Annotated in this window: 6 protein-coding genes; 2 read left to right on the top strand and 4 right to left on the bottom strand. The window is 64.7% G+C overall.

The window, feature by feature from the left end; genetic code table 11:
- Positions 1 to 241 precede the first annotated feature (241 nt).
- Both VEK15_09850 and VEK15_09855 read left to right on the top strand, forming a co-directional pair.
- Positions 242 to 538 carry a ribbon-helix-helix protein, CopG family gene (locus VEK15_09850; protein ID HXV60984.1) on the top strand — a complete coding sequence of 99 codons (297 nt, stop codon included), beginning with the start codon at positions 242 to 244 and terminating at the stop codon, positions 536 to 538.
- Complete coding sequence (locus tag VEK15_09855) at positions 535 to 915, top strand: type II toxin-antitoxin system VapC family toxin (GenBank protein ID HXV60985.1); 381 nt, start codon at positions 535 to 537, stop codon at positions 913 to 915. The genes VEK15_09850 and VEK15_09855 overlap by 4 nt, the downstream gene beginning before the upstream one ends.
- A 157-nt stretch (positions 916 to 1,072) precedes the next feature.
- Here the strand turns inward: VEK15_09855 and VEK15_09860 are convergent, their stop codons facing one another.
- The 4 genes from VEK15_09860 to VEK15_09875 all read right to left on the bottom strand — a co-directional run.
- Complete coding sequence (locus VEK15_09860) at positions 1,073 to 3,688, bottom strand: ABC transporter permease (GenBank protein HXV60986.1); 2,616 nt, start codon at positions 3,686 to 3,688, stop codon at positions 1,073 to 1,075.
- The gene (locus VEK15_09865; protein HXV60987.1) at positions 3,685 to 4,026 is read right to left on the bottom strand and encodes a PadR family transcriptional regulator; all 342 of its coding nucleotides are present in this window, start codon (positions 4,024 to 4,026) and stop codon (positions 3,685 to 3,687) included. Before VEK15_09865 ends, VEK15_09860 begins: the two co-directional genes overlap by 4 nt.
- Positions 4,027 to 4,115: 89 nt before the next feature.
- Positions 4,116 to 5,420 (bottom strand): amidohydrolase family protein, encoded by a 1,305-nt coding sequence (locus tag VEK15_09870; protein ID HXV60988.1) that lies wholly within the window; start codon positions 5,418 to 5,420, stop codon positions 4,116 to 4,118.
- A gap of 83 nt (positions 5,421 to 5,503) precedes the next feature.
- A partial coding sequence (locus tag VEK15_09875; protein HXV60989.1) for a hypothetical protein occupies positions 5,504 to 6,150 on the bottom strand: 647 nt, incomplete at its 5' end.

Raw genomic sequence — 6,150 nt, forward strand, 5'->3', positions numbered from 1 at the left:
CGGCCCCGTCAGAAAAGAGGCCTACGGGTCGAAGAAACCGGACGTTGCCAGCACGATCCTGGTGACTCCGCGCTTGGCCCTGCCTCAGCAGCTCATCGAGATCAAGCTCATCGCCAAGGTGTAGTCTGGTCGGCTATTCCATGCGCAGAGTCTCGATGGGATCGATGGCAGCGGCGGCGCGAGTTGGGAAGAAGTTGGCGGCCGCGGCGACCATATTAGAGTATGGTAGTATGGTAGCAGTATGGCAACTCGGAAGGTCACATTCACCCTCGACATCGAGACCGTCGCCCGCCTGCGCCGCGCGTCGGAACGACTGTCGAAGCCGCAGAGTGCGGTGGTGCGAGAGGCGATCCGCGACTACAGCGACCGGATCGGCAGGCTGAGCGAGGCGGAGCGATTGGCGCTCCTCGAACGCTTCGACGAGCTCGTACCTCGCATCCCACGCCGTCCGCTCAGAGAGGTGGAAAAAGAGCTGGACGAGCTTCGGGAGGCGCGCCGGACGGGAGGCCGTCGGACGGTGGAAAAACGCCGACGATGATCCTCCTCGACACCTCCGTCTTAATCGATAGTCTGACCGGTCCCCGCCGCTCGGCTCCCGCCCTTCGCCGAGCGATCGAGGCGGGCGAGCGGATACTTCTTCCGGCGCTCGTGCTCTACGAATGGTTGAGAGGACCCAGAAAGCGGCAAGAGCTCACGGCTCAGGAAGCGATTTTTCCGCGAGAGACCGCGGTCCCCTTTGGCTCGTCCGAGGCTGCCGTCGCAGCCATGCTCTACACGAAGGTGACGCGACCACGCGGCCGAGAGCTCGATCTTGCGATCGCGGCCTGCGCGCTGACCCACGACGCTCGCCTGTGGACTCTGAACCTGGAGGACTTCGACGACGTCCCCGGTCTCGAGCTCCTCTCGACGTTCTGACGTTCGTTCCCGACGTTGAGCGAAGGACGGCCATGAGAATTCAGCGAGACAATGGGAAGCTATCAACCGGTGCGAAGGATGGAGATATATCTGTCTCGTACAAGTCGGTCGCGCACCCGCGAGTCCGCCCGGGTGGGCTTGCTTGTCGCCTTCTCTTTTATTCCGTGCGCAGAGTCTCGATGGGATCGATGGCAGCGGCGGCGCGAGCCGGGAAGAAGTTGGCGGCGGCGGCGACCACGACGAGGACGAGCGGGAAGCCGAGGAAGCTCAACGGGTCGAGCCGATCGACGCCGAAGAGAAAGCTTTCGATCGACCATGACACCACGAGCGCCGCTCCCAGCCCCAGGGCGACTCCGGCGGCAACGGGCGTCATCCCACTGCGCCACGTCATCGCCAAAACGTGACCGGCACGAGCACCGAGGGCCATCCGGATCCCGATCTCCTGCCGGCGCTGACGCACGGAGCTCGAGATCACGCTGTGGATCCCGACCGCGGCGAGCGCCAGAGCGAGCACCGCGAACGTCGATAAGAAAACGGCGTGGAAGCGGGGCGGGCCGAGTGCGTCGTCGACGTGATCCCGAAGCGTACCGAATTGAGCCACGGGCTGACGAGGGTCCAGCGCGGCAAGGCCCGAACGAACCGGTCGCACCAAATCGAGAGGGAACGCGATCGTTCGCGCGACCAGAACCATGGTCGGTACGGGGGCGACGGAATAGGGGAGGTACATCGCCGCCTCTGGCTCTTCGTCGAGCGACGACTCGCGTGCGTTTCCGACGATACCGATGACCTCGAGCCAGGGCCCGTCGGGGGAAGGACCGAGGCGGCTTCCGAGCGCGCCACCACCTGGCCAGAGCGAGGCGGCCATCGCCTCGTTCACCACCACGACGCCGCCGGTCTCCCAGGTCTCGACGGGATCGAAGCTTCGCCCGGAAAGGAGCGTCATCCCGAAGGCCTCGAAGTAGTCTCCTCCCACCGCGCGGTAGTTGAACGCGGGAAAGCGGTTTCCGCTCGCTGGGGGACGTCCCTCGACGTACGCCGGATAGGAAGAGTTGCCGCCGTCGAGCGGAAGACGATGGACCGCAGCCGCGGAGACAACGCCGGGAAGCGCTTCGACACGCGCGAGGATCTCCCGGTAGAGACCCGCGCGGTCCGCGGGCCCTGGATAGGTGGCTTCGACAGGTGTCACTTCCATCGTCAGGACGCTCTCGGGATCGAATCCCAGCTCCACTCGAGAGATCGCGCCGAGCGTCCGCAGAAGTAAGCCTGCGGTCACGAGTAGCATGACGGCAAGCCCCACCTCCACCGTTACGAGGATGGACCGCACGCGGGTGCCTCCCCAGGAGGCTTTCAGGGAGCGAACGAGAGAGCTTCTCGACCCAACGAGCGCCGGCCACGCGCCGACCGCGACTCCGGTCAGGGCCGCGAGGAGGAACCCGAACGCGAACAGGTGCGCATCGAGCGAGATCTCCGCCTGGCGCGGAAGACTCTCCGGAAGGATCGACGGTGTCGCCGAAATAACGCCCCAGGCGATTACGAGACCCCCGAGACCCCCGAGCAATGCGAGAAAAACATGCTCGACCACGAGCTGTCCCGCGAGCCTCCTACGGCCTGCACCGAGTGCGGAGCGGAGCGCGAGCTCGCGGCTTCGGCTGAAGGCGCGGGTGAGCGCCAGGTTCGAGACGTTCGCACCGGCGATCAGAAAAACGACGACGACGGCGATGAACAGAACGCGGAGTCCCCTTGTGACCTCTTCGACCATCGCCTCATGGAGCGGCAGGACGGCAACCGTCCATCCCTCGTTCGTTCCCGGAAACTCGCCTGCCATCCGCTCGGCGAGCGTCGCGAGCTCGACTCCCGCGTCCTCCACGCGCGCGCCAGGCCGGAGCCTCCCGAGCACCCGAAGGAAATGGGCGGAGCGGTCCGGATCCGTGGCGTCGAACGCGAACGGGACGAGGATCTCGACCTTCGGCTGCTGCGGGAAGACGAAATCCGGCGGCAGGATCCCGACGACGGTATGTGGCTCGCCGGAGACAACGAGCGTCCGCCCGAGAGCCGAGGGGTCGGCACCCATGGCACTCGACCACAGACCGTGGGTGAGCAGCACGACGCGATCGCCCCCGGGACGGTCCTCCTCGTCGAGAAAGTTGCGACCGCGAGAAGGCTCGATGCCGAGGACGCGCAATAAGCTCGCCGTCACCCTCGCACCGGGGACGCGCAGGGGATCGCCGTCGACGAGGAGATTGAATCCGTCTTCTCGGTAAGCTCCGAGCTCGTCGAACCGGCGTACCTCGTCGCGCCAGGTGAGGAAGTTTCCCACCGAGACCGAGAAGAAAGGCACCGTCTCGTGCCGATCCCAAAGGCGCACCAGCCGGTCGGGCGAAGGATACGGAAGCGGCTTCAGCAGGACGGCGCGGAAAACGCTGTAGACCGAGACGACGGCACCGATCCCGAGTGTCAGGGTAGCGACAATGGCAAGCGAGAATGCACGCTGAGAACGAAGCGCACGCAACGCATAGGCCAGATCCCGATCGACAGTCACCGCATTCGTTCGGCGTTCCTCCTTACCGCTTGGCTTCCTCAGGCTTCCGGCCCAGGAGCGCCCCAAGCTCACGGCGAGATCGCGCAACAAGAATCCGCTCTCCCCCGCCGCCCGTTCCGCCCGGTACGCGTCCAGCATTTCTTCGCCGAAGCGTTCTCTAAAGCGCGGCGGATAGAGGTAGAGAACGAGCCGGTAGAGTCGCTCTCCCGCCGACGGGCCCTCGGTCTCGCTCAAGCTTCCCCCAGACGCGCGCGCGCGGTGCGAACGACGTCTTCCAATCGTTCGACCTCCGCCGCCAAGAGACGGCGTCCCCTCGCCGTGAGGGCGTAGTACCGCCTCTGCGCGTGCTCGACGTCGCTTCGCTTCGGGGACACCTCGCGAATAAAGCCGCGATCGAGGAGGCGGGCGATGGTCTCGTAGAGCGTTCCCGGTCCGAGCTGCACCGCGCCCGCGCTTTTGGCTGAGACTTCTTGCTTTATGGCGTAACCGTGACGCTCGCCGGCAGCGAGCGCCACGAGAACGTGGAGCTCGTGAGGCCTCAGCGGCCGACGAGAGCTCTTCGATCCACTCATCCCGGGAATTCTAGCATATCGGAAACCGATATGTTGAGATTCCGCGATGGCCGACCGACAGCCACGCCAAGATCGATGAGATTCGCCGACTACTCGCTCGACGTCTGCGGTACCTCGTTCCCGGCGATGCGGACGGACTCGATGCTTCTCATGTTCTCGATGTCGTCGAGCGGGTTCTCGCCGAGCACGATGAAGTCGGCCCACTTCCCGGGCGCGAGGGTGCCGATGTCGTCGAAGCCGAGGCAGCGGGCGGCGTCCCCGGTCGCGGACATGAGAATCTGCTTCGGCGACAGCCCCGCGTCGGCCATCAAGCCGAGCTCCATGTGCTCGAAATAACCCTGGAAACGGGCGGCGGGTCCGGTATCGGTACCAAAAGCGATGGTGCCACCGCCATCCGAAACCTTCTTCAGGTTGGTCATCGCCACCTCCAGAGCTTTCTTGTAGGCCTGAGCGCTCTCGCTCTCGGCGACACCCTGCATCCGCTCGGGATCTCGAAGCTGTTCGAGTACCTCGGGGTCCGCGTCCCGGAGAAAGAATGGATCCTCGAAGAAATCGGGTACGGATTCGTAAACGTAAGTCGAGACCTCGCGGGTGAGGGTGGGACAGTAACAGACGCCGGAGTCCGAGAGCGCCTGAACCAGCTCCTCGTCGACCTCCTGGTCGCGCACGCTGTGCGCCACGAAATCCGTGCCGGCCTCGAGAAGGCCCTTGGCGTCATCCAGGTAGAACAGATGACTCGCGACCCGCAAGCTCTTCTCGTGAGCGCGATCGATGACGGCGCGATAGAGCTCGGGTGGCATCTTCGTGGAGCTTCCGAGATTGTCGTCGACGCGAATCTTGATGAAATCGACGCCCATCGCTGCGTTTCTGTCGACCGCGGCCTGGACCTCCTCCACCGTCTCGCCGGTCACGACCTCCCCGGCCAGGGTGATGCGGGCGCGATTGAGCGTTTCGTCTTCGGAATCGCGAAGCCGAATCGCTTCCTCACCGTCCCCACCGAGGGAGTTGACAGCGGTGACCCCGTAGCGCGCGTAAAGAGCGAGCTGGCGCCGCAAGTTCGCCTCGTCGTAATGCCCCGACTCGAGGCCGAGAACGTCGTTGACGTGGCCATGCGCGTTGATCAGCCCCGGGACGATCGTTTTTCCGGTGAGGTCGATGCGCTCGGCACCGTCGGGTATCGCCACGACGTCCGCCGTGCCGGCCGCTTCGACGCGACCGTTACGGACGACGAGAACGGCGTTCTCGATGGCGTCCGCCCCGCTCCCATCGAAGAGCCTCATGCCGACGAAAGCCTGGCTCCCGTCGGGTGTAACCGCGACGTCCCCCGTCCGACCGCAGGACACGAGACCAGAGGCGAATGCAAGCATGAAGACGATGGCGACCAATGGCTTCATAAGGCTCCTCCCGAAAGCAGAGACTCTAACCCAGATGGCGCTCGAATGCCTACGGCTGCCGATAAGAGAGGCGGGCTCGCGACTCAGTGATATCGAAACAGGAGCACCTCGTGAAGGTTCCGCAAGCCGATCACGCACATATAGGCGATGGCCGCCCACGCAGCCACCTTGCCAGAACGCCCGCGGTCGAGCGCGCGAGAAAGGTACAGCCCCGACAGAAGCGCCAGAATCGGCAGTGCCTGGAGCCAGTAACGGATCTCGATCGGGGTCACGAGCTCGATGACGAGAAATACTCCGGTGACGGCGAGCCAGCTCGCAGCCGCCGTGTGAAACGGGCTTTCGCGGAAACGGCGAACGATCGGAAAGGCACCGAGAACCGACGTCAGGCAGAAGACCCATCCGAGCTGTTCACCCACGAAAGCAAGACCGTAGGCCCCCGAGGAGGCTTCCCCGGTGACGCCCCGGCCCCACTGGCTCGAGAAGAGCTCCCAATACCCGAGGTAATAGATTCCGGCCAGGACGAAGCCGAGCAGGACCGCTACTCGGACGCGCATCGAGGCTCCCAGAAGCCAGAGAGGCCACAGCAGGAGCGCCTCGATGAGCATCCCGAAATGCGCCGTAAGGGCCACGAGCGTCGTGAGGCCGGTTGTCGCCACGAAACGGGAGTCGTCCCGCACGCTCGAAAGCAGAAGGAAGAGAAAGCCCATCCCCAGCATCGATACCGCAAAGA

The sequence above is a fragment of the Vicinamibacteria bacterium genome (assembly GCA_035620555.1).
GTDB lineage: Bacteria > Acidobacteriota > Vicinamibacteria > Marinacidobacterales > SMYC01 > DASPGQ01.

Excerpts from the sequence above, each read along its gene's own strand:
- VEK15_09855 (HXV60985.1), top strand. The coding sequence starts at position 535 with ATGATCCTCCTCGACACCTCCGTCTTAATCGATAGTCTGACCGGTCCC.
- VEK15_09850 (HXV60984.1), top strand. The coding sequence starts at position 242 with ATGGCAACTCGGAAGGTCACATTCACCCTCGACATCGAGACCGTCGCC.
- VEK15_09865 (HXV60987.1), bottom strand. The coding sequence starts at position 4,026 with ATGAGTGGATCGAAGAGCTCTCGTCGGCCGCTGAGGCCTCACGAGCTC.
- VEK15_09870 (HXV60988.1), bottom strand. The coding sequence starts at position 5,420 with ATGAAGCCATTGGTCGCCATCGTCTTCATGCTTGCATTCGCCTCTGGT.